The sequence below is a fragment of the Planococcus circulans genome (genome assembly GCF_020023385.1).
Classification (GTDB): domain Bacteria; phylum Bacillota; class Bacilli; order Bacillales_A; family Planococcaceae; genus Planococcus.
The window spans coordinates 74207-95967 of sequence record NZ_JAIQCL010000007.1 but is presented as its reverse complement, the minus strand read 5'-3'; the positions used below and the strand labels follow the sequence as shown (position 1 = coordinate 95967).

General features: G+C 45.7%; 21 protein-coding genes. 10 read left to right on the top strand and 11 right to left on the bottom strand.

Annotation, left to right across the window (positions count from 1 at the left end):
* The first annotated feature begins 67 nt into the window (after window positions 1–67).
* On the top strand, window positions 68–1285 hold the full coding sequence (gene pepT / locus K8U60_RS12570) for a peptidase T (RefSeq protein WP_223639796.1): 1218 nt from the start codon (window positions 68–70) through the stop codon (window positions 1283–1285).
* Between the two features lie 376 nt (window positions 1286–1661).
* Here pepT and K8U60_RS12565 read toward each other — a convergent pair whose 3' ends face one another.
* A complete protein-coding gene (locus tag K8U60_RS12565) occupies window positions 1662–2681 on the bottom strand; it encodes an STAS domain-containing protein (RefSeq protein ID WP_223639794.1) in 1020 nt (339 codons plus the stop codon).
* Window positions 2682–2895: 214 nt separating this feature from the next.
* Here K8U60_RS12565 and K8U60_RS12560 point away from each other — a divergent pair, with 214 nt between their 5' ends.
* The 3 genes from K8U60_RS12560 to K8U60_RS12550 all read left to right on the top strand — a co-directional run bounded on the left by K8U60_RS12560 (window position 2896) and on the right by K8U60_RS12550 (window position 4634).
* A complete protein-coding gene (locus K8U60_RS12560; RefSeq protein ID WP_223639791.1) occupies window positions 2896–3126 on the top strand; it encodes a hypothetical protein in 231 nt (76 codons plus the stop codon).
* Window positions 3127–3232: 106 nt separating this feature from the next.
* The gene (locus K8U60_RS12555) at window positions 3233–4126 is read left to right on the top strand and encodes an EamA family transporter (protein WP_223639788.1); all 894 of its coding nucleotides are present in this window, start codon (window positions 3233–3235) and stop codon (window positions 4124–4126) included.
* An 85-nt stretch (window positions 4127–4211) separates the two neighbouring features.
* Window positions 4212–4634: a pyridoxamine 5'-phosphate oxidase family protein gene (locus K8U60_RS12550; protein ID WP_223639785.1), complete on the top strand. Its 423-nt coding sequence runs from the start codon at window positions 4212–4214 to the stop codon at window positions 4632–4634.
* Window positions 4635–4665: 31 nt separating this feature from the next.
* Here K8U60_RS12550 and K8U60_RS12545 read toward each other — a convergent pair whose 3' ends face one another.
* Entirely contained in the window at window positions 4666–5100 is a 435-nt protein-coding gene (locus tag K8U60_RS12545) for an RrF2 family transcriptional regulator (RefSeq protein ID WP_223639782.1), read from the bottom strand.
* 96 nt (window positions 5101–5196) lie between these two features.
* Between K8U60_RS12545 and hmpA (K8U60_RS12540) the strand changes: the two genes are divergently transcribed.
* Complete coding sequence (gene hmpA, locus K8U60_RS12540; RefSeq protein ID WP_223639778.1) at window positions 5197–6381, top strand: NO-inducible flavohemoprotein; 1185 nt, start codon at window positions 5197–5199, stop codon at window positions 6379–6381.
* Between the two features lie 601 nt (window positions 6382–6982).
* Window positions 6983–8164 (top strand): NO-inducible flavohemoprotein, encoded by a 1182-nt coding sequence (gene hmpA, locus K8U60_RS12535; protein ID WP_223639775.1) that lies wholly within the window; start codon window positions 6983–6985, stop codon window positions 8162–8164.
* A gap of 110 nt (window positions 8165–8274) precedes the next feature.
* Here the strand turns inward: hmpA (K8U60_RS12535) and K8U60_RS12530 are convergent, their stop codons facing one another.
* Entirely contained in the window at window positions 8275–10236 is a 1962-nt protein-coding gene (locus K8U60_RS12530) for an iron ABC transporter permease (protein ID WP_223639770.1), read from the bottom strand.
* The gene (locus K8U60_RS12525; RefSeq protein ID WP_223639767.1) at window positions 10236–11213 is read right to left on the bottom strand and encodes an ABC transporter substrate-binding protein; all 978 of its coding nucleotides are present in this window, start codon (window positions 11211–11213) and stop codon (window positions 10236–10238) included. Before K8U60_RS12525 ends, K8U60_RS12530 begins: the two co-directional genes overlap by 1 nt.
* Window positions 11214–11406: 193 nt before the next feature.
* Here K8U60_RS12525 and K8U60_RS12520 point away from each other — a divergent pair, with 193 nt between their 5' ends.
* On the top strand, window positions 11407–12237 hold the full coding sequence (locus K8U60_RS12520) for an ABC transporter ATP-binding protein (RefSeq protein ID WP_223639764.1): 831 nt from the start codon (window positions 11407–11409) through the stop codon (window positions 12235–12237).
* Complete coding sequence (locus tag K8U60_RS12515; RefSeq protein ID WP_223639761.1) at window positions 12237–12881, top strand: hypothetical protein; 645 nt, start codon at window positions 12237–12239, stop codon at window positions 12879–12881. The genes K8U60_RS12520 and K8U60_RS12515 overlap by 1 nt, the downstream gene beginning before the upstream one ends.
* A 56-nt stretch (window positions 12882–12937) precedes the next feature.
* On the opposite strand, the gene K8U60_RS12510 is transcribed toward K8U60_RS12515, so the two are convergent.
* Window positions 12938–13300, bottom strand: coding sequence for a VOC family protein (locus K8U60_RS12510; RefSeq protein WP_223639758.1), 363 nt, complete (start codon window positions 13298–13300; stop codon window positions 12938–12940).
* Window positions 13301–13443: 143 nt separating this feature from the next.
* On the opposite strand from K8U60_RS12510, the gene K8U60_RS12505 reads away from it, so the two are divergent.
* Window positions 13444–14124, top strand: a complete 681-nt coding sequence (locus K8U60_RS12505; RefSeq protein ID WP_223639755.1) for a hypothetical protein — start codon at window positions 13444–13446, stop codon at window positions 14122–14124.
* A 34-nt stretch (window positions 14125–14158) separates the two neighbouring features.
* Here K8U60_RS12505 and K8U60_RS12500 read toward each other — a convergent pair whose 3' ends face one another.
* Window positions 14159–15031, bottom strand: coding sequence for a VLRF1 family aeRF1-type release factor (locus K8U60_RS12500; RefSeq protein ID WP_223639752.1), 873 nt, complete (start codon window positions 15029–15031; stop codon window positions 14159–14161).
* Between the two features lie 159 nt (window positions 15032–15190).
* On the opposite strand from K8U60_RS12500, the gene K8U60_RS12495 reads away from it, so the two are divergent.
* Window positions 15191–15505 (top strand): DUF3243 domain-containing protein, encoded by a 315-nt coding sequence (locus K8U60_RS12495; protein ID WP_223639749.1) that lies wholly within the window; start codon window positions 15191–15193, stop codon window positions 15503–15505.
* Between the two features lie 16 nt (window positions 15506–15521).
* On the opposite strand, the gene K8U60_RS12490 is transcribed toward K8U60_RS12495, so the two are convergent.
* The 5 genes from K8U60_RS12490 to K8U60_RS12470 form a co-directional block, all read right to left on the bottom strand.
* Window positions 15522–16790 (bottom strand): MDR family MFS transporter, encoded by a 1269-nt coding sequence (locus K8U60_RS12490; protein ID WP_223639746.1) that lies wholly within the window; start codon window positions 16788–16790, stop codon window positions 15522–15524.
* A gap of 50 nt (window positions 16791–16840) precedes the next feature.
* Window positions 16841–18967, bottom strand: a complete 2127-nt coding sequence (locus K8U60_RS12485; RefSeq protein WP_223639743.1) for an ATP-dependent helicase — start codon at window positions 18965–18967, stop codon at window positions 16841–16843.
* Between the two features lie 635 nt (window positions 18968–19602).
* Window positions 19603–20130, bottom strand: coding sequence for a YflT domain-containing protein (locus K8U60_RS12480; protein WP_223639740.1), 528 nt, complete (start codon window positions 20128–20130; stop codon window positions 19603–19605).
* A gap of 63 nt (window positions 20131–20193) precedes the next feature.
* Window positions 20194–20394: a YwbE family protein gene (locus K8U60_RS12475; protein WP_223639735.1), complete on the bottom strand. Its 201-nt coding sequence runs from the start codon at window positions 20392–20394 to the stop codon at window positions 20194–20196.
* Between the two features lie 226 nt (window positions 20395–20620).
* A complete protein-coding gene (locus K8U60_RS12470; protein WP_223639732.1) occupies window positions 20621–21751 on the bottom strand; it encodes a DUF2382 domain-containing protein in 1131 nt (376 codons plus the stop codon).
* Window positions 21752–21761: the final 10 nt, after the last annotated feature.

Here is a 21761-nt window from a genome sequence, read left to right as displayed (position 1 = left end):
TGCCGGTGCGGCGTATATATGATGCTAAAGTTCAACTTATATAGAACGAATTCAAGGGGGATTACATATGTTAGAGACGTTAATCGAACGGCTTGTCCGTTATGCAAAAATCGATACGCAATCTGATGCAAATAGTGAAAATACACCTTCTACAGCGGGACAATGGGACTTGTTGCGTGAATTGGAACAGGAAATGAAGGCTATCGGCCTGACGGATGTCGGCATGGACGACGCGGGGTATCTATTCGGTACACTGCCAGCCACTACCGAACGGGATATCCCGGTAATCGGTTTCCTGGCGCACGTCGATACCGCAACAGACTTTACCGGTAAGAACGTGAACCCAAAGCGCATCGACAATTATGACGGACAGGATATCCCGTTGAATGACAGCATCACAATGACTGTGTCGGATTTTCCTGCCTTGAAAAATTATGCAGGTCATACCCTGATTACCACAGACGGCACAACACTTCTTGGGGCAGACAATAAAGCCGGTATCGCCGAAATCATGACAGCCATGGAATATTTGAATGCACATCCCGAAATCGAACATGGAAAAATTCGTGTGGCGTTTACACCGGACGAAGAAATCGGCCGCGGCCCCCATAAATTCGATGTTGAACGCTTTGGCGCTGAGTATGCCTATACCATGGACGGCGGCCCTCTTGGCGAATTGCAGTATGAAAGCTTTAACGCAGCCAGCGGCAAACTAACCGTTCAAGGCAAGAGCGTGCATCCAGGCTCAGCAAAAGACAAAATGGTCAATGCCCAAACGGTCGCCATTCAATTCCAGGAGGAAATGCCAAAGGACGAAGTGCCTGAACAGACAGAGGGGTATGAAGGCTTCATCCATTTGAACAACTTTAACGGCAACATTGAAACGGCGGAATTGACCTATATCATCCGTGATTTCGATAAAGCGAAATTCGAAGATAAAAAGCGGCATATGCAGGCGGTTGCCGAGAAACTCCAGCAGCAGTACGGCGAACAGGCTGTCCACTTGGAAATCGAAGACCAATACTATAATATGCGCGAAAAGATTGAACCAGTTATGGAAATCGTCGACACTGCAGAGCGTGCGATGAACACCTTGGGAATAGAACCGAATATCGTTCCCGTGCGCGGCGGTACGGATGGTTCTCAATTATCTTATATGGGATTGCCCACACCGAATATTTTCACAGGCGGTGAAAACTACCACGGAAAATACGAATTCATCTCTGCTGAAAACATGGAAAAAGCCACACAGGTCATTATTGAAATTGTAAAAACCGCCAAGTAAGTTGGCATCTTATAAAAAAGGCGTATTGGACTGGGTCCAATACGCCTTTTGATTTGGAGTTTAAAAATTTCAGTTTCTTCTTTGGATTTTATGCCCGGCAGAGCTACACAGGCGCTTGCGCTTTTCTTCTTTGTCCAGCTTCATCGGCCAACTCCTCGGGACATAAGCCGTTTTGGCTGTGCGGCTGAAGTAACGCCGCTTCGCCAGTGCGTCTTATGCCCGGCAGAGCTACACCGGCGCTTGCGCTTTTCTTCTTTGTCCAGCTTCATCGGCCAACTCCTCGGGACATAAGCCGTGTTGGCTGTGCGGCTGAAGTAACGCCGCGTCGCCAGTGCGTCTTATGCCCGGCAGAGCTACACGGGCGCTTGCGCTTTTCTTACATAATGCTTCTCCCGTTTTGCGCCAGGGCATAATGGATGCCATGCTGCAAAGTTTGGAAGCATTGGAATTTCGATAAGTTGATGGCTGAGTCTGTAATGGTCATACTCATTCCTGCTGAAATTCCCACCAAAATGGTTTGTGTACCAATCAGCGATGCGGTTGAGCCTAATTTCTCGATCAGCATTGCGGCATGCTGTGTAAAGTTCGTGTTTATTCCCGTCAAGTCCAATATTAAGTACTTGGCTTTGTGTTTCGGCATGTTCTGCAATGTTTTCACCAACAGCTCTTCCGCACGGGCCTCGTCATAAGTCCCCAGCAAGGGAACGACGACGATATCTTCAAGAACCGGAATGAGCGGAGAGGAGATTTCTTTGATCATTTCATTCAGTTCTTTTGTTTTTTCATCCACTAATCGTTCAAGCTCATTGATTTTTTCCGCTTCTTTCAAACGGGACAATTGATGGATATTCTTTTCGATAGTCTCTTCTGATGGAAAATACTGAACGACAGTTTCTGGAAAACCATCCAATTGATAATGAACGACTTTATACCAAATATTTTGCTTGAACAGTGATGAAAAAATTCCTGCGTAATGGGCAGGCAAGAAACTTCCGCCCCGCTCCTTCTCTTGCGCCACATTGATTGTGTGTTCCCAGCTGTTTTTCAAGTGCACTTCAAGTGTATGTTCCTCTTCATCTAGCTCTCTAATTGCCGCCAATCCCCATCCTGCTGAGGCGTATGTATTGGTGATCAATTCAGCAGCCTCTGCGACGGAGACACCTTTCATCCCTTGGAAATATTCTCCCACTACAAGCCCCTGGCGAAACCCTGTTGTTTCCAGCACAACATACGCTGCGTCTTTTCCGGCAATCTCTTCTATCGAATCAAAAAACATTTTCATTGCTGATGCTGTCCAAAAAAGAACAGATTCCTGACCTTCAAATAGAAAGCGGCCCTCAGCCAACTTCCATTCGAAATTCAAACCGCCTACTGTTATCGCTGATTTCGTATTCATCTTGCAACTCCTTTCGTTCCCTGATTCCATTTTATCATATTTATTGTACTTCACATGGCGGTAAAGATGATTTTGGCTCCTTGCAACGCTGCTCTAAAAGAAACAAACGGGTTTTCATCAGGCAATTAAACAGGAAGTGCGCATCCACTCTATGTTTTAAAAGGTTTTATAAAAGGAATACAGTGAGTAATACAATCAGGAAGAGGTGCTATACATGTCAGACAAAAGACCATTTAAAGAGGAAGACCGCAACATAAGCGACGGCGGTCCCATGGATAACCCTGAACAGTACAAAACCGATAAAAAGACCCTCACCGAAATGCATGAAGAAGAAATGAATGTGGATTCTATTCCGATGGAAGATTTAAAGCAGGAAAAACGGGAAGAAAAAGATAAGCGCGGAACGAAGAACAGTTCATCCAGCGAAGAAAAATTCCCAGAGTAAACAGCATGAATTTTCGTAAAAGTGAATGCTTTCAAAAAAGACCGCCGAGGCTACCCTCAGCGGTTTTTTTATGCTATGATTCTCGTTTGAACAGGAGTGAAAGAAGATGAAAAACTGGATTTACCCACTAATGGTCGTCATAGCAGCGAGCTGTTACGGAGTTCTCTCGACCATTATCAAAGTGGCCATGAAAAATGGATTTACTGCTGCAGAAGCAGTGACCGCCCAATACTTTATAGGGTTCGCCTTAGCGGCTCTTTTATTTTTTGCAACGCAACGTAAAATGCCTGGGATTAAAGGATGGAAGATTTTGATGCTATCCGGTAGTTTTACTGCTGCCACCGGCATGGTCTATGCACATTCCCTCAACTATCTGCCAGCTTCATTGGCTGTTGTGCTGCTGTTCCAATTCACTTGGATCGGCATGTTCCTGGATTGCATCGTCAACCGCCGATGGCTGAAGCGGACTGAAGTTTTTTCTTTGGTGCTGCTGTTTGCCGGAACTTTATTTGCAGCCGGCATCATCGGCACAGATCTTAGCGGGATTCCTTGGCAAGGCTGGGTTTGGGGAATGGCTGCGGCTTTTTGTTTCTCAGCATTCATGTTCGTCAACGGCAAACAGATTGAAGGCATGGATACTTCAGCCCGTCTATTTTATGTATCACTTTTTGCAGCAATTGTTGTTGGCTTGTTCCAAACACCTGAAATTGTGTGGAACGGACAGCTATTCAATGAAGGCCTATGGGTTTATGGATTATTGCTGGGCTTTTTCGGAATCATTATGCCTATCTACTTCTTTTCTGTTGCAGTGCCGCATGTCGGCTCGGGGCTTGCTTCTATTTTGAGTGCTATGGAATTGCCGGTGGCGGTCATTGCATCAGTCCTGATCCTCAACGAAACCTTATCAACACTTCAAGTCGGCGGAATTTTCATCATCCTGATCGGCATGGTGCTCCCTAGTGCGTTTAACCGGACACCGAAAATAGTTGAACAAGTTTAAAGGCCTGCTGCCCAAGCAGGCCTTTTATGTTTAGTTCGGATTTAAAAAGGAATAGATAAGTACAAACATAAAAGGAGTGGTATGGATGAATCAGGAAGATGTAAAAAAAGCGGCGTTAAAAATTTTAGAAGACAGCTATGTGGGGACTTTAGCGACGATAAAAGGACAAAAACCCCATTCGCGTTATATGACTTTTTTTAACGATGAATTTACACTTTATACTGCTACCAGCAAAAAAACACAAAAAGTTGATGAATTGGAAGCCAATCCGCATGCCCACATTCTTTTGGGCTATGAAGGCGAAGGAGTCGGCGATACATTTTTAGAAATCGAAGGAACCATGTCACTGAATGACGATCGCGAAATGATCGACAAAGTGTGGAACGAGCATCTGGAAGGATGGTTTGAAGGTCCTGATGATCCAAACCTCATCATTCTTGCCATCAAACCCGATCGTGTACGCTTAATGAATACAAAAGGGTTAGAGCCGCACGTGCTGGAACTATAAATAAAAAACGGCTCATTAATTGAGCCGTTTTTTATGTCTGAAGGATTTCGCGAAGCCCTTCCCTGTTGAACATCAGGTCTTCAAGCGTATATTCATCCAATACAGACAGGTAAGCATTGAGAGCCTTGCCTAATACGCCACGCAGACCGCAGATAGGGGAAATCGGACAGCGATTCGTCGCTGAATTAAAGCATTCAACTAAATGGAAATCATCTTCCATTCGCCTGACTACGGTTCCTACATTTATATTTTCAGGAAGGTCAGCAAGACGGATACCACCACCTCGTCCACGGACGGTATGGATAAAACCGGCTTTGCCCAGTTCGAATGTAACTTTCGTTAAGTGGTTTTTGGATATATTATATGCATCAGAAATTTCCTGTATCGTTGCAAGCTTATCTGTTTCTTTGGTGCCCAAGTAAATCAAAACACGTAATGAGAAGTCTGTATACATGGTCAATCTCATTTTTTCACCTCTTCTGCATGTTCATTATAACGGCTTTTCAGAAAGTCCGAAAGTAATTGAACCTCAAGACTTTATTGAGAAAAGGAGTAGATCAGCATGTTATCAGAAGAAACCCGTACAATTGTCAAATCCACTGTCCCGGTTCTGGAGGAACACGGCGTGGCAATCACCACCACGTTCTATAAGAACCTGTTCGTAGCCCATCCCGAATTGCTGAATATCTTCAATCATGCCAATCAGGCACAAGGCCGCCAGCAAACAGCTTTGGCTAAAGCAGTATATGCAGCGGCTGTGCACATCGATAACTTAGAAGAGATCTTGCCAGCTGTTGTCCAAATTGCCCACAAACACGTCTCTCTCGGCGTGTTGCCTGAGCATTATCCAATCGTTGGCGAATATCTGCTGAAAGCGATGAAAGAAGTGTTGGGTGATGCTGCAACAGATGAAATCATTGAAGCATGGGCAGAAGCTTACGGGGTCATTGCCGATGCATTTATCGGTGTTGAAAAAGAGATGTATGAACAAACGGAGGCACAGGACAACGGCTGGATTTTCTTCAAGGATTTCATTGTCTCCCGAAAAGTGAAGGAAAGTGACGTCATCACTTCCTTCTACTTGAAGCCTGCGGATGGATCCAATGTTCCGCCCTACACACCAGGCCAATACATTTCGGTGCGCTTATCGATGCCAGGCGAAGAGTTTCTAGTGATTCGGCAGTACAGTCTTTCCCAGGCGCCAAAACCGGATGAATTCCGCATTTCGGTCAAGCGTGAAAACGACAACGATCCAAATGGCGTTGTCTCCAATTATCTGCACAGCAGCATCAACGAAGGGGATCGACTAGAAGTCAGTGCACCGGCTGGCGTCTTTGTCCTCGATACCACAAAAACTTCACCGGTCGCTTTCATCAGCGGCGGTGTCGGTATCACGCCGATGATGAGTATGTTCGAAACAGTCGCAAACTCTACACCAGAGCGGCCAACTACTTTCCTTCACGGCGCCCGCAATCCTTTGCAGCAGGCTTTTGATGATGATATTCAGGCATATGCCACAATGATGGATGATGCCCGTTACAAAACCGTCTATTCAGATGAACCGAACGGATTTATTACCCGGAAAATACTCGAGGAATATGTTGATCCCGAAAGCGACATCTATGTTTGCGGACCGGCTCCATTTATGGAAATCATGATTCGTGAACTGCACGGTATGGGCATTCCGGAAGAACAGATTCATTACGAGTTCTTCGGTCCTGCGATGGATTTGAATACAGGTAATTAAAACGGATTTTTGAAGCCCGACTCAAGTTGGGCTTTTTAATTTTGGGTTTTCTTGACGCAGGCTTTCTTTCTGAAAGTATTTTAAGTAAATCGGAAATCATATCCAGTTAATGGGAATAAATAGTTCCTCAATGGAATGAAATATAACTAACTTCCCCTTCTTTCTTGCAGTTTACTGAATCTATACAGGTGCTTCCAGCGCCCGGCAGAGCTGAACAGCCACTTTCGCTTTTCTTTTTGTCCAGACTCCAGCGGCCAACTCCTCGGGTCGTAAGCCACTCTGGCTATGCGGCTGAAAACATGCCGCTTCGGCAACCTCCCTTAAGCCTGTCGGTTCTAACCGGGCGCATTCGCTTTTCTTTTTGTCCAGCTCCAGCGGCTAGCTCTTTGGGTCATAAGCCAACCCAGCTGCGCGGCAAAGAACGCCACTTCGCTGGTCCGTCTTATGCCCTGCAGAGCTGAACAGCCACTTCCGCTTTTCCTTGTTGTGACTTTTCTGTGAAGTTAAATGTGTCTAAATTTTAAAGATGTATTTAAAATATATCTTTAAACGAATTGTGGGAGTATAGTCAAAGTATAGAAAACAAAAGGAGAGATTGAGCATGTTATCACAAGAGACAAGAACAATCATCAAATCCACAGTACCGGTATTAGAAGAGCACGGAACAGCCATTACGACTGTATTCTACAAAAATATGTTTGAAGCGCATCCTGAACTTTTTAATATTTTTAATCAAGCCAACCAGAAGAAAGGACGTCAGCAAGCTGCTTTGGCAAACACGGTTTATGCTGCAGCAGTCCACATCGACAATCTGGAGGCTATTCTTCCGGCAGTTGTACAAATTGCCAACAAACACGTAAGTTTAGGAATTAAACCAGAGCATTATCCGATTGTTGGAGAATATCTGTTAAGAGCGATCAAAGAAGTATTGGGCGATGCAGCAACTGATGACATCATCAATGCTTGGGCAGAAGCATATGGCGTAATCGCAGATGCCTTCATCGGCGTTGAAAAAGATATGTATGAAAAAATGGAATCTCAGGAGAATGGCTGGAGCTTCTTTAAAGACTTTACGATTGTCCGCAAAGAGAAAGAAAGCGAAAACATCACTTCCTTCTATCTAAAACCTGCAGATGGAAAAAATGTTCCAGCTTACCAGCCTGGCCAATACATCTCTGTGCGCTTGTCGATACCAGGCGAAGAATATTTATCCAACCGCCAGTACAGCCTATCTCAAGCTGCACAGGAAGATGAGTTCCGCATTTCCGTTAAACGCGATGCTGATAATGATCCGAACGGCCTTGTATCCGTTTATCTTCACGATCATTTGAACGTAGGGGATAGCTTTGAAGTCAGCGCACCAGCAGGTGAATTTGTACTTGATACGGAAAAAGATACACCTGTTGCATTCGTTAGCGGCGGTGTCGGCATCACACCGATGATGAGCATGTTCGAAACTGTTGCTACACTGACTCCAGAACGTCCAACCGCATTCCTTCATGCTGCGCGCAATGAAACTATGCACGCTTTCGATAAAGATATCCAGAAATACATCGCATCTATGGACAATGCAAGCTATAAAACACTTTACTCCGATCAGCCTCAAGGCTATATCACGAGAGCGGTTCTGGAAGAATACATTGATATCACAGGTGATGTCTATGTATGTGGCCCAGTACCTTTCATGGAGGCCATGATTAAAGAATTGCGGGCACTTGGCATGAAAGAAGAACAGATCCACTTTGAATTCTTTGGTCCAGCCATCGCTCTTCAAACTGCATAATTACTAAAAAAGCTGCCCGCTTGCCGGGTAGCTTTTTGTGTATTCATTTTCCCCCCAAAGCAAAAGGACCTGCCAACATGGCAGGTCCTTTTGCTATTTGTTGGTTCTTTTCATTTCATCTTGCGCAGCAAGTAAAGTAAATAGGGTGTGCCAATTAATGCTACAACCAACCCGCTCGGAATGTCTTTTGGCGCGATCAGGATGCGTCCGACAAAATCAGCGGTGACCAGCAGCAATCCGCCAAGCAAGCCAGAAGCCAGCATCAATGGCAAATGGCGGAAACCGACCAGCCGTCGGGCGATATGCGGGGCCACCAGCCCTACAAATCCGATAGTGCCGACAATCGATACGGCCACCGTCGAAATGGCTACACCGATGATTAACGCCCATACACGCGTAGAGCGGATATTCAATCCAAGCCCTGCCGCGACATCATCTCCGAAGGTCAGCGTATCCAAGCTGCGTGTCAGATAGATCGCCGGCCAAATGAATACAGCCAATAGGATCAGCGCAAATTGAACATCGTCCCATCCTTTTCCGTAAGTACTGCCTGACAGCCAGACAAGTGCACTGGCCACTGCCAGCTTCGCCTTGACAATAAAAACCTGCGTCGCTGCCGAACCGAATGCGGAAATGGCAATTCCCATCAACGCAACCAGCATCGGCTGGAAATTATTCTTCCAGGCTGTCACCAGGATGATGCCAAGTGCCAAAGCTGCACCGACCGTTGCCCCCAGTGGCATGAACTCAGGTGGAATAGACGGGAAAAGGACCAGCAACAGCATCGCTCCAGCTCCTGCCATTGAAGTGACACCGAGCACACTGGCATCTGCCAGCGGATTTCTCAGGACTCCTTGAAGAATGACACCGGTAATTGCCAGCATCACACCTACAATAAATGAAGTTAAGACCCGCGGCACCCGGAAATTCCAGACGACTGGTTCCATCCAGGCGAAGGTCCAGGCAGAACCGTTGAAACTCAACGCCATGACTATAATTCCTAAGATAATCGCCACCAGCACTGGTACGATCAATTTTAACCGGATTGGTTTGGTAGTGCCGCCCATTTGGCGCTCTCCGCGCTTCAAGGACTTAGCCGTGCGCCATGCCAGATACAAGAGCCACGGACCGCCGACTAATGCCGTCATGGCACCAACCGGCACTTCCTGGCCGGGCTGGATCAACCTGCCCAGTACATCCGCACCGACCAAAAAGACGCTACCCCAAATAAAGGAATGGATGAAAATTTGGAGATGGCCACGAATCCCCATCATGCGGACAATGTGCGGAGCCATCAGACCAATAAAGCCGATCGGACCAACGACACTTACTGTCGCAGCAGCCAAAACAATGGCGACTCCCCATGCAGCCAGTTTAACTACCCGAACATTTTGCCCCAGTGAAGACGCAATATCTTCTCCCAGCGATAAAATATCCATTGGTTTCGCCAACAGCAGTGCGCAGGTGAACATCAGGAGAATAACAGGCGCCGCAAAAACGACCCCCTCCCAATTCAGCTGCACCAACGTTCCAGAGCCCCATAGAAAGAGACCATTCGTCTGATTTTCAAATAATAACTGTAGCGCTCCGGTAATGGACGCGAACAGCAGTGAAATGATCATTCCCGTCAGCGCTACACGCACAGGCTCCATTTGATTTCCAGCAAGGCCGACGACCAATAGTGAAGAAAGCACGGCGCCCAAAAGAGCTGTAACAAATGGAAAAGCACCAAGCAGTCCTGGAAAAAAGATGGTGGACAGAACCACAAAGAAAAATGCCCCTGCATTGATGCCCAAAGTTCCTGGAGAAGCCAATGGATTATTCGTCAAGGTTTGCAGGACGGCACCTGAAACTGCTAACGCTCCTCCAGCAAGTAAGCCCATCGCAAGACGCGGCAATCGGAAAGAAAGCACAATATCTTGGATACGCCCTTCCGTCCACACTCCTGACAACAGTTCGGATACTGTATAATCCGCCTGACCTTGAATCAGGTGTATGACAGATAGCATAATAAGCAGGAAAAAGCCCGCTGTCAGAGAGACAGTGGACTTGTTCAATAATCTTAGGAGCATTAGTCAGTCACCAATACATCAGTGATTTGGTTCATCAATGTTTCAGCAGACAACGGTCCTCCGTATAACCAGGTATCCGCGCCTAAATCATACGTCCGGCCTTCTTGGACAAACGCAAGATTTTCCCAGACAGGATTTCCTTTTAGCTGGTTTTCATAAATATTATCTTCTTCCGGTACTGTGTAAAGGTAGTTGGCATCTTCGTATTTAACCAATCCTTCTACATTGAATGTACTGGATCCGAAAATTTCAAACTGGTCCGGTTCATGGACATTATTCAAGCCAATGCGCTCTAAGATGATGGAAGCCATCGAGTTTGGCGTAAAGACACGAATTTCCGGAGCCTGCGCCCCGCTGTAGGCAAGTGTTAGAATAACGTCTTTTGTTTTCAAATCAGCCGCTTCAATTTCAGCCGCCTTTTCTTCGTACTGTGCTTCCAAGTCAGTCAAGACCTGTTCGCCTTCTGTCGTCTTCCCAACTGCTTTTGCAATTTCAAGGAACGTCGTTTCCATTTCCTGATACAGATCGATACTCTCATCTTCAGGATACGGATTGAAAATCACTGTAGGAGCAATCGTCTCCAATTGTTCGATCATGCCATCATGGCGGAAGCTCACACCAATGATCAGGTCTGGCTCTAAAGCGGCAATGGCTTCCAAATTCGGCTCCTGGCGGCCGCCGACGTCCACAACCGTTTCATCCAATTGCGGTTCAATGTTCACGTAGTTTCCATAATCCGAAATATCGGCCATTCCCGCCGGCTGTACACCGACTGCCAATAGGTCTTCTGCATACGTCCATTCCAGAACCACCACTTTTTGGGCTGGCGCGTCTAATGTCACTTCGCCATTGGTTCCTTGGATTGTGACCGGTTCCGCTTCTTCAGCTGGCGCCGTCGGCTCTTCTTCTGCTGTTGAACACGCTGCTAGTATAAGTAAAAGGATAGCTGTTAGTACAATTAGTAAGGGCTTCTTCATTTTATTATCCTCCAAGTTGTTTGATAATGATTCTCAATACGTCTTTATTTTAGGTCTATCTGTCACATTTGTAAAGCATTTTCTGAAAATCGTAGTGAAAATTGTTCTCATTTAATAAGAATTTATGCTATAGTAACTGTAACGAAAATCCTATCAAACAGAATTACAGTGAAAGATATGGAGGAATTGCGCAATGTCAATAGCCGTCAAAACCAGCGACTTGTCAATTGGATATACAGATAACCTACTTTTCGAAAACCTGAATTTATCGATTCCGCGCGGCGAAATATCGGTATTTGTGGGCAGCAATGGCTGCGGCAAATCCACCCTTCTTCGCTCGATTGCGCGTTTACTTAAACCTCAAGAAGGCTCTATACTCTTGGAAGGCAAAGAAGTCCATAGCATGTCTTCACGTGAAGTCGCGAAAAAAATGGGCATTCTCCCTCAATCTCCAGTATCACCTGAAGGGCTGACAGTCCACGACCTGGTCAAACAAGGCCGTTATCCACATCAGTCCTGGCTGAAACGCTGGACCGAAGAAGATACAGAAAAAGTGGAAGCCGCTATGAAAGCGACGCGCGTTGATGCATTCCGCGACAAGCCTGTAGACGAATTATCAGGGGGACAGCGGCAGCGTGCCTGGATTGCCATGACACTTGCCCAAGATACCGAGATTATTCTCTTGGATGAACCCACTACTTATTTAGATATGACACATCAAATCGAAATTTTGGATTTGCTGTTTGAGTTAAATGAAACTCAAGGCCGTACAATCATCATGGTTCTTCATGATTTAAATCTGGCTTCCCGCTATGCCCATAACATCATTGCCATTAAAGACGGCGATGTATTCGGACAGGGAACGCCTGAAGATGTCATTAGCTGCGATTTGGTCCGTTCCGTTTTCGGAATGGAATGCCAGGTTTCCAAAGATCCTTTGTTTGGAACTCCCCATTGCGTTCCATTTGGCAGAGGCCGTTGCATCGTCCCTGAAATCCGCCAAGCGTTAAGCAGTGCGCAATAATGGAAAAACTGGATCTTTTCCAAGTACACCTCCAACCGGATGCAAATGGATTTATGACTTTGTCTGAAAGCATGGAAAGCCGTTCTTTTGAATTGATCCAAAAAGTCATCCGTGAATCCGGAGCACCCACTGAAGCCGTAGCCTCGTCTATCTTCATGCGGCGCTTCGGTTTTTTTATAACCGCTCAGCTTTATTTATTGGCACATCAACAAGTGTGGGCTGGCCCACTTAGCGAAATCCACTTGACTGAAGCCGAGTACGGAATTGCTTTTGAAGTTGATGGAAAATGGTTGAGGCCACGACAGGAAGGCGACCTGGAAATGGTCTTGAAGGAATACGCAAGTCCAGTTGTGGAAACGTTCCGGAAAATCGGCCCCATCTCCAAATTGATTCTTTGGGAAAATATTTGGGGATATGCCATCTGGATGTATGGCATGGAACAATCAGTACAGGCTGAACAGGACTTGCAGGCTTTGCTGAATGACACACTCTGGCAGCCCGAAATGCGGAAATCGCATTTCAAGCAATTTCTAGGCGGACACAGTCTGGAGCATTCACAAGAAGAATACAAACGCGTAACCTGCTGTCTCTACAAAGAATTGCCGGAAACGGATAAATGCCCATACTGTCCTTTGCGCAAATAAACGCCCTGCTCATATGCAGGGCGTTTTCGTTTTTTATGATTTCTTTTCAGCAGTGATCATTTCAAAAATTCCAACCGGTTTCCGAAAGGATCGAAGACGAAAAATCGCTCGACACCCGAAATGCTGTCATCTTCTTTCCATACAATACCGGTTGCTAATAAATGAGCCTTCAGCTCACTATACCCCGCTACACGAAATGCGGGATGCGCTTTTTTGGCTGGCGAAAAAGGTTCCTCCACACCTACATGCAATTGCTGTCCACCAAATTCAAACCAAGCTCCGCCTCTTCCTTGCAAAGCTTTCGGCTTTTCGACTTCCTGCATCCCTAAAATACCTGCATAGAACTCTCTCGCCGTCTCTTCTTTTCCAGCCGGTGATGCCATCTGTACATGATCGATCTGTAAAATTGAAAAATCCATTTCCTCACTCCTTTCCCTTCAGTTTATCCAAGTTAGTGGTAAAAGAATATACGCTTGTTTTAGAGCTTTGCCATAAGATTATCCAATCACTTTGCAAACTCCGCTCGTTTGCCGTAGCATGAAAAATAAAGAGGTGATTCCACATGACTTTACCATCACAGGCAAGGTATTCATTGAGCAGCCAATCCGTAGCAGTGGATCGTATTCCGCACCAGCCGCTCAGCCAGGACATTCCCCTGATGATCGAGGAACTGAAAGCCTGGTGCGGGACCGACAATGCCGGTGCAGCAGTATCCTATTTCTTCCGTCAATATGCGCTCTTTGTAACTGCTCAATTCAGTCTGCTTCATCAGCATGGCGGCTATTTCTCTATCCACTGGAAGGACCTCCAATTTGACCGGGTCCACAATTATGGGTTGCCGCTTCTGCAGACCCATGTCGACTCGTCTTCGTTCCAAACTCTTGAGGGAAATGAAAGACATCAGGCTTTCCATGAAATCCTTCATCAGCAAGTAGATGAACTGGTAAAGGAATTTAAAAAATACATAAAAATATCTCCCATCACCTGTTGGGAGAACGTACTGGGATCTGTCCTTTGGTTTTATGCCGGTCTGGAAACACGCGAACCTCGAAAAGTTGCAGAGGACATGGAATGGCTTCTTGATGCAGCTAATTGGAAGCCGGTCAAAACTTCTTATCTCGCTAAACTGCTTGGCGATATCCCCCTGCAGCAGGCTGTTTCAAAGCCGCTTAGAAAAACCTGCTGCCTGTACAAAGAGATGCCGTCTTTTAATACCTGTACATTCTGTCCAACACCAAATTAAAGCACCTCAGCATGTATGCTGAGGTGCTGTATGCTTATACTTCAAATACTTCGTGCAGGATTTTCCCTGGATCGTTATTGATCAGGTTTTTATAGACGCAGCTTGTCGGTTTCTTTTGGAGCGCTTTAGAGAAAGACTTGGCGTGTTCGGCTTCTCCGACCACGTGGATTTCTTCCCATTTGCGCTCTTTTTTCAATTTCTCGATCTTGCTGCCCATGTCTTTATAAAAGCGTTCGAGGTTTTCTTTCAGCCGGTGATCCAATTCATCGACAGGGCTTCCTCCGCCACTGCCGCCAATGACCGGGCTATTTCCTCCAGCAGCACCGCCGCCAACGGATCCTGCACCTGAACCGCCTGCTCTTCCCTGAATGCGTCCTGAACTGCGTACGCCTTTCTGTTCTGTCCAAACTTCCAGCCCGGCATCGAATTCATAAAAGAATTCTTCATTGATAATCCCCATTGATGTATCGATTACACGGATTCCTTTAAAGCTTGGCAAAATGATGCCCGCATACGGATAGGCTTTGTACATATAGCGAAGCTCTTCAAGAGCAGGCTTCGTCTCCCAGTGGAAACTTGTTTTTACCGGGACCTGAACATAGTGGACAGACCACAAATCTTTATGCGGTGATGCAAAAATAACGACACCCTTCTGGAGGTCGTTTTGATTGTCTAAAATTTCTTTTTCAACTTTTTTTCTCAAGGCTTTATATACCTGTATTTCTTTTTCATCATTCGAAGCCTTTAAATATTCGTCTAATCGTTTCAAACCATTTTTCAGATGGATTTTCCACGCCCCGTTTTGGGCGTTTAAGTCAGCTGGATTGGTATTCAGATATACACTTAACACGCAACGGTCTGGACATTCGAAACTCTTCAATTCCTGGATTTCGTCGTATAAAGTCATTCATTCATCATCCTCCTTGTATTCCATCCTTGTTATCTGATTACCCGAAGGCAGTTAATTTAAACGAATCTTCTGAACCATTATTGAAACCACGTTTAAAATTCAGCGACAGTGGTAAATAGAGAGTACGATAAAAATTTTGAAGGAGCGTGTTACAGAATGGAAAACATCAACAAGCAAGTTGAAGATAAACTCAAGAATACAGATGACAAGAAAAAAGAGCAGATTTTAGCGGACTTCTCAGTTTTCATCAATTATTTAGGTGATAAAGTGGAAATCGGAGAAAAAATGGGCTTAAGTGAAGAACGCATCGCGCAGTTAGCCGAAAAAGTTGCAGGATATCTAGCTAAGAAAGAAGATCCAAAAAATAGCGAAGAGTATTTATTGCAGCGCCTATGGCAGGTCGGCGATAAAGAAGAACAGCATATGCTGGCACACATGCTGGTGAAATTAGCCAAAGACCAAGACAAATAATTTGAAAAGGCCTTCCTCAATGGGAAGGCCTTTTTTCGTATAGATGAAACATCAACAGATAGACAATGCCGCTGGCGAGTGCAAGCAGACCCAAAAGGCCGAATGTCCACGCAAAACCGAACCAGGCTGTCATCGGAATGGAAACCGGCGCAATCATCCGGCCGATGGTGTACCGCAAACTGGCCGCTGCAAAATATTGGCCACGCATGTCCTCAGGCGCCAATTTAGAGATGAAGTTCTGCTGCAGTCCAACGACCATCAGCTCCGCAAATGTGAAAACAGCCATTGCGACCACGAATATCCAGAACCATGAAGTCAACGGAAACAGCCACATCGCCAATGCGTAGAAAGCGGCAGATGTGAAGAAAACCCATTTCTCTGGAAATTTGGTCATCCACCGGGTAACCACCACCGTCAGCAACGCGACAAATAATCCGTTTTCAGCCAATAGAATGCCAAAGGAAGTTTCTCCTGTGACAGACCATTCCTGGTCAAACAGAGTGGCTACTGTCTGGCTGTCAATCGTTTCCTTCAAATAGACGGGAATCAGCAGATCCAATTGCATAAACGTCTGGGCACCCAAAACACCGGCAATGATAAATAATAGAAACAAACGATCTTTGAAAATCAGACCGTATTCCTTAAATTGCTTTAAAATTGCGCCGACCCATCCTGTTGCTGTCTGCGACTGCCATTTGTCCACCATAACCTGGGACAAGGTTTCCTTTGTCAGTAGTCTCAGCACCAGACCAAGCAGCATCGAAATCACTGCAACCGCCAGCAATAGCTCGAAACGGTAAGAAAAGAATAGGATCGCGCCAAAAAGCGGTCCCACTACAACCGCAATATTCAAGGTTGTGTAAAAAATCGCAAAGACATCGCTCCGGTATTTTTCCGGTACGACATCCGCAATCATTGCCTGGCTCGCTGGCCAGTATAGGGAACCGCACATTCCAGCAAGAGTGAACGCGACAAAACCAAGTTCCGGCGATTGCAGCCAAGGTGAATTGGCAAAAGCAAATAACAGAAACGTAAAACCCTGCGCAATAGAAGCCACGACCAACATCCGTCTGCGGCCGAAACGGTCCGCGCAATAACCGCCAACCAGGTTGGCTGCAACTGAAAACACCTGTGAAATCACCAGCAGCAAGCCTGCCATTCCTTTGCCGAATTCTTCGGCAAAATAAATCGCTAAAAACGGAAATACCATCCAATAACTCGTATTCATAAAAAACTCGCCTACCAGGCGTACCTTTAAACTTCGATCCCAATCCTTCAATCTCATTCCCGTTTCCCCGCGTTCTTTTATAGGCCACTTCTATTTTTCCAAAAGTGCTACTCGATAATCTCCAACAATCTATAACTTAAGCAAATATCGATCATTAAATCTTTTCGTTCTTTTGCGAATTGGATGGAGATGCGTTCCTTATCCCGCTCAATGATTTCTCCCGCCCCAAATACCCGGTGCCGGACCTGAACGCCTTGACGCAAAGCATCTTCTGAATGGATCGCATTCGGATTATCGGGCACCTTCACTTTGATGGGTGTTTTGGCTGCAGTCCGCTGTGTTGTTGCCAACCTTTTTTCAGGGATGATCAGTTTGCGCACTTCATCTGCAAAACGGGATTCGCTGCCATAGCTGATCAGCTCTAAATGGTTTTTAGCCCTGGTCATCCCGACATAGAACAGGCGCCGTGCTTCTTCCAACGTATCTGGATTCTCCGCATCTTCTTCAGTTGGAATAACACCTTCCACCAAATCAATCATATAAACCCGCTCAAACTCCAGACCTTTGGAGCTATGGAAAGTCGATAAAGTCAGCATGTCGTCGGTTTTTTCCACCTTTGCCTGCTGAGTTACCTGCTCGAGCTGTTTCAACCGTTTGGCAAACGCAGTCATGGACTCAAGCGGTTCCGCAATCTGTTCCAAAGTCGTTAAAATCTGTGTTAAATAAGTCATTTTCATACCGAATTTCTCCGCGCGGCTCGCAAGCATCTGATCGTAGCCCATTTCCCCTCGGATGGTTCGGATGACCTTCAATGGCTTCATGCCATTCAATGCAGCAAACCATTTTTTCTGTTCGGCCAGAATTTTAAGCTGGTATTCCTTTAAGGTGATCGTCAAATTGATGTCGTCAAAAGCATTGTTTCCTGTCGGATTCATCCGGCTCAGCATCTTCAGTTGGCTGCCTGACCAATAGGCATTGGTTTTAGAAGCCACTTTCGAATAGATGTCGATACGTTCCGGCTTCAGGCTGAAACGCATGAAGTTCAGCATATCTTCTACAATCCAATGAGAGAAAAAGCGGTTATCCGAATCCTTCATATAAAAAGGTATGCCCAAGCGTTCAAGTTCGCTCATTAGCAGAGTGGACGAAGAGTTGTTGCGGTACAGAATAGCCACGTTGCCGTAATCGGTCAATTCCTTGAGCTCTTTCATAAGGTATTTGAATTGGGCTTCTTCTGAACCCAAGCGTTTCAAAACAATCGGATCGCCTTCCGGTTGCTTGGTGAACATATTTTTGTCATGGCGCTTTTTATTGGTCTTGATGAATTCATTGGCGGTGTGGACGATATTTTGGGATGAACGGTAATTGCGCTCCATTTTCATGATGTAGGCATCTGGGTAAACCGTTCTGAACTTCAGTAGGTAAGTCGGTTCAGCAGCTCTCCATGTATAAATTGACTGATCATCATCGGCTACCACACAGAGATTTTGATGTCTTGCCACCAGCTTTTCCACAATGGCATGCTGGATCAATGAGGTATCCTGACTTTCATCTGTCATGATGTAATCCCAGCGTCCCTGGTATTTCGCTAATAGGCTCTTGTCTTTTTCAAGCGCTTCATAGGCCAGTGACAGCATGTCATCAAAATCGACCAACCTAACGTCATAGTTTTCTTTGAAGGCTTCATAGGTTTTCAGGATTTCAATAGCACCTGGAAATGGTTCCTTTAACTTCGCCCATTCTGTTCTGGGCAACATTTTGTTTTTCACGAAACTGATAAATGAAATCAATTCTTCCAGTTGGTCCTCTGTAATCGGCTCATCATTTTCAGTTTTGTACATTTCACGAAGCAGCTTTTTTTTGTGAAGGCCATTCGTCTCGTTGCCTTCTATCATGACGTAACGTGAACCTGAAAAATAATCACGGGTGATTTGGAAAGCCAGACTATGGATGGTCGAAAAATCGATGGGTTGCAGGGAAGGAAAAAATCGTTTGTACCGCTCGAGCATATCGTTCGCCGAAGCTTTGCTGAACGTGATCGCTTTGATCCGTTTTGGAGAAACACCCTTTTCTTCAATCAGGTATCCGATGCGCATAATCATCGTGGTTGTTTTTCCAGATCCGGGACATGCCAGCAAAAGCAAAGGACCTTCCGTCCGTTCTACCGCTTTTCGTTGTATTTTATTTAATTGGACTCCAAGTTCCTGTTTTTTTCGTTCAAAGAATTGGCTCATTATGAGGGGCTCCTTCATTTTTCAATATCCCTATATTAACACAAAAACGGACCCGGTTTAATGGGTCCGTTTCTGTTCAAGCAGATAAAGAGAAACTTCAAAGCGGGATAAAGCTTATGCTGTGTTAGGTCTGGAAGAACTATACGGGCGCTTCCGCTTTTCTTATTGTATAGCTGCGGCGCTCAGCTCTTTGGGTCATAAGCCAACTCAGCCACATAGCTGAGTTGGCTTATGCCCGGCAGAGCTACACGGGCGCTTACGCTTTTCTTATTGTCCAGCTCCAGCGCCCAGCCCCTCGAGTCGCTTCAGCCTTACCGACAATGGCAAAGGACGCCATTATCGGTAAGGCTTCCAGCGCTTGTCGGGGCTACACGGGCGCTTACGCTTTTCTCATTGTCTAGCTCCATCAGCCAGATTCTAGGGTCATAAGCCACCCTGGTGTCTAGTTCAGTGCCTAACTCTTCGGGTCATAAGTCAACCCAGCTGTGTAGCAAAAAGCGCCACTTCGCTGGTCTGTCTTATGCCTGTCAGAGTTGAACAGGCACTTCCACTTTTCATGCTGTGCGGCTGAGAACATGCCGCTGCGCCAGGGCGTCTTATGCCCGTCGAATCTACATGGCTGCTTACGCTTTTCTTTAAATAAAGTTCTTTTCATCTGGCTTGCTGATTGGGTCTGCATTGCGCTTGTCTTTTCTGAATGCGGGATCTTCGTAATGCCGCTCATCCAGTTCGACCGCTTTCCCTTCGCGTTCTTCTTCTATGGTCCGCGGACCTTCCGACTCAAGCTTGTCCTGTTGAATTTCCGTCTTTTCGTCTTCGGGCAATTCAAATGCATCGTGTGCATCTTTGTTTACATAAAGCAGTAGCTTGCCTTCTTGTACGTCCCGATAGTAGCGTTCTGACTCATTTTCATCGATGCCCATATTCAGAAAGGCTTGATGAACTTTTTGGTCACCTGTTAAAAAAGTGGCGAATCGATCGGCCCAGCCAGTTTCAGTTGAATGGACTTCTACATCTGATTTCCCTTTTAGTAGGGATAGCTGGTTACTGGACTTGCCCATAATATACATATCTTTTTCCAAATAGCCATCTTTTTTCAGTTCTTCGATTTTCTGCAGAACTTCTTCCTGTGTATGATAGGTTTCGATGAATTGATTCAGCATGCTGATCTCTCCTTAATAGGGGTTACTGTATTTTACCCTTATGCCAGGAGCTCGAAACAACCGTTACTTTTGAGACAAAATCTCACAGACACGTCCAACCTGTCCGTCTTCCAACCGCACTTTGATGCCATGCGGATGAGTTGCTGAGTTTGTCAATAAGTCCTTGACGATGCCGCGGGTTTTCTTTCCTGAACGCTGATCTTGTTTTAAAATCACATTTACTTCAATACCTGGTTTCACGTCACTTCTTTTTTTACCGTCCACGCTTATCCCTCCTTACTTTCTTCTATCATACGCTATTCCTTCCAGCTGAACAAAACATGCTCAAATCAAAACCAAGGAAGGAAAAGTCATCCTTTTCCTTCCTTGGCGCAAAGCTGCCGTTTATGGGTTAATTCTTTTAACTGCCTGAAAGGCTTATTGCTCTAAACTTTACGCAACCATCTAAAAAAGCGGGGATTTCTCCCCGCCTCATCGTTCATTTCATCGATTATAAACGGTCTCGATCCGTGCGGTTTTTGTGGTCTTTACGAGTTAACTCGTCGTCCGTCACATTGGTATCTTCATCGATATCCGCTTCTTCACGACGGACAGTCTCGTTAACAGTTTCAGTGTCCTGTACTTTGCGTTTTCCGACCACAATCTCTTCAGCTACTACGTCTTTTTTTGTAACCTCGACGCGTTCTTCCGATACTGGGATGTGGATGTTTTCGCCTTCTTGATAAGCATCTCCAGTTAAACCGGAATCTTTATCGAAGGAATTTCCAGTTGTTTCTTCGTTTACAGGGCGGCGCTCTACATATACTTCTTCACGCTCTACCGGTACTTCGATTGATTGGTTTTCTTCGACAACGTGTTTCCCGACGTTCACTTCACCGGTTTGTACACGCTCTTTGTCGACATTCAACCGCTCTTCATGCAGACGGAGTTTTTCTTCATCCGTGCCAGTACGATCAAGGTCTCTGTCTTTGGCGTCAAAATTATCCGTGCGATTGACATCATCAACCGTACGATCTGATCCTAAACCGAAACCTGTGCCTGAATCTTTTCCGACGCCGGCTGTTTCCGTAGTATCACGGCTGAACTTATCGTCTTTTTTATTGTAGTAAACGTCATTTTCAGCATTTGTATCCACTGTTAAACCATCTTTGGCTACAGCTTCGTCGTCCATACGGCCTCTGCTGCTTCCTAATCCGGCTCCGGTAGCGCCGGTAGCTCCAGCTGCACCCATCGTTCCTGCTGCGTCACTTCTTGATGTATTGTCATACGGCGCATTACCTTCATAGTTCGCACCATACTCACGATCTACAAACAATAGGATTTTGCCGTTCTGTACTTCTTTGTAATAACGGTCAGCTTCTGCTTCATCTACACCCATTCCAGAGAAAGCTTGGCGTGTAGGTTCATCCCCTGATAGGAATCCCATGAACTTATCCATCCAGTTGCCTTCGGATGATTTGTAATCCACATCTGTCCGTCCCCGGACCATTGAAATCTGATCTTTATCGCGTGCCATTACATACATATCTTCTTCGCGGGAACCTTGTGCTTTCAATTCCTCAATTTTTCTCAATACTTCCGTTTCACTGTCGAACGTTCCCATAAATTTATTGTTGGCCATTTTCTATTCC

Coding starts and splice junctions, on each gene's coding strand:
- pepT (WP_223639796.1), top strand. CDS start 68: ATGTTAGAGACGTTAATCGAACGGCTTGTCCGTTATGCAAAAATCGAT.
- K8U60_RS12565 (WP_223639794.1), bottom strand. CDS start 2,681: ATGAATACGAAATCAGCGATAACAGTAGGCGGTTTGAATTTCGAATGG.
- K8U60_RS12560 (WP_223639791.1), top strand. CDS start 2,896: ATGTCAGACAAAAGACCATTTAAAGAGGAAGACCGCAACATAAGCGAC.
- K8U60_RS12555 (WP_223639788.1), top strand. CDS start 3,233: ATGAAAAACTGGATTTACCCACTAATGGTCGTCATAGCAGCGAGCTGT.
- K8U60_RS12550 (WP_223639785.1), top strand. CDS start 4,212: ATGAATCAGGAAGATGTAAAAAAAGCGGCGTTAAAAATTTTAGAAGAC.
- K8U60_RS12545 (WP_223639782.1), bottom strand. CDS start 5,100: ATGAGATTGACCATGTATACAGACTTCTCATTACGTGTTTTGATTTAC.
- hmpA (WP_223639778.1), top strand. CDS start 5,197: ATGTTATCAGAAGAAACCCGTACAATTGTCAAATCCACTGTCCCGGTT.
- hmpA (WP_223639775.1), top strand. CDS start 6,983: ATGTTATCACAAGAGACAAGAACAATCATCAAATCCACAGTACCGGTA.
- K8U60_RS12530 (WP_223639770.1), bottom strand. CDS start 10,236: ATGCTCCTAAGATTATTGAACAAGTCCACTGTCTCTCTGACAGCGGGC.
- K8U60_RS12525 (WP_223639767.1), bottom strand. CDS start 11,213: ATGAAGAAGCCCTTACTAATTGTACTAACAGCTATCCTTTTACTTATA.
- K8U60_RS12520 (WP_223639764.1), top strand. CDS start 11,407: ATGTCAATAGCCGTCAAAACCAGCGACTTGTCAATTGGATATACAGAT.
- K8U60_RS12515 (WP_223639761.1), top strand. CDS start 12,237: ATGGAAAAACTGGATCTTTTCCAAGTACACCTCCAACCGGATGCAAAT.
- K8U60_RS12510 (WP_223639758.1), bottom strand. CDS start 13,300: ATGGATTTTTCAATTTTACAGATCGATCATGTACAGATGGCATCACCG.
- K8U60_RS12505 (WP_223639755.1), top strand. CDS start 13,444: ATGACTTTACCATCACAGGCAAGGTATTCATTGAGCAGCCAATCCGTA.
- K8U60_RS12500 (WP_223639752.1), bottom strand. CDS start 15,031: ATGACTTTATACGACGAAATCCAGGAATTGAAGAGTTTCGAATGTCCA.
- K8U60_RS12495 (WP_223639749.1), top strand. CDS start 15,191: ATGGAAAACATCAACAAGCAAGTTGAAGATAAACTCAAGAATACAGAT.
- K8U60_RS12490 (WP_223639746.1), bottom strand. CDS start 16,790: ATGAGATTGAAGGATTGGGATCGAAGTTTAAAGGTACGCCTGGTAGGC.
- K8U60_RS12485 (WP_223639743.1), bottom strand. CDS start 18,967: ATGAGCCAATTCTTTGAACGAAAAAAACAGGAACTTGGAGTCCAATTA.
- K8U60_RS12480 (WP_223639740.1), bottom strand. CDS start 20,130: ATGCTGAATCAATTCATCGAAACCTATCATACACAGGAAGAAGTTCTG.
- K8U60_RS12470 (WP_223639732.1), bottom strand. CDS start 21,751: ATGGCCAACAATAAATTTATGGGAACGTTCGACAGTGAAACGGAAGTA.